We start from the raw sequence: 532 nt of genomic DNA, 5'->3' as shown, positions 1-532 counted from the left end.
CATACGCCAGCGGCCAGGTGTCCTGGACGTGGTCTCTGTATGCCGCCATCGCGCAGGCGGTTAAGCAGGCCTCCGGCCAGCTGGCTATTCCCGTTGAATGGGGCGGCGACTGGCACACCCTGAAGGACGGGGCGCACTTCCAGCTCCCCTTTGCGGAGTACCCGGCATGAATTCACAGCCCCGTAGCCAGCCCTCATTGCGGGGGCTGAAGGTGACGGCCGTACTCGGCTTTGTTCTCCTGGTGATCCTTGCCCCGTTTTTGTTCTGGACCCTGTTGTTCACCCTGTGGAACTGCTGGGCGGCATATGCAGGCTGGAGCGTGGTTATTCCCGTTGGCTGGAAATCCGTCCTTTCAGCAGTGGTGATTTGCTGGTTTCTCCGCTGGGTTATTGGTCGCCGGGCAGCATGAAAACTCAGGAGACTTTTGAAATGGCATGGTTTGATCGCCTGACTGAGCTGTTCAGTAACCCCCATGGCCGGTTGTCCAGTACCGAAGTGGCCACCGTCACGGCGCTGGTCGTCAGTTCACTGA

General features: G+C 59.6%; 1 protein-coding gene and 1 pseudogene. Both read left to right on the top strand.

Annotated features, from left to right (window positions below):
• Nucleotides 1-170, top strand: a pseudogene (locus CNE01S_RS24185) (M15 family metallopeptidase); the annotation flags it as partial.
• On the top strand, nt 167-409 hold the full coding sequence (locus tag CNE01S_RS25470) for a hypothetical protein (RefSeq protein ID WP_138089269.1): 243 nt from the start codon (nt 167-169) through the stop codon (nt 407-409). The pseudogene CNE01S_RS24185 and the gene CNE01S_RS25470, both read left to right, overlap by 4 nt.
• The last annotated feature ends 123 nt before the right edge of the window (nt 410-532 follow it).

The sequence above is a fragment of the Cedecea neteri NBRC 105707 = ATCC 33855 genome, assembly GCF_001571265.1.
In the GTDB taxonomy this organism is placed as follows: domain Bacteria; phylum Pseudomonadota; class Gammaproteobacteria; order Enterobacterales; family Enterobacteriaceae; genus Cedecea; species Cedecea neteri.
Note: the sequence above shows the minus strand (reverse complement) of the source record. Positions and strands in the feature narration are given on the sequence as shown.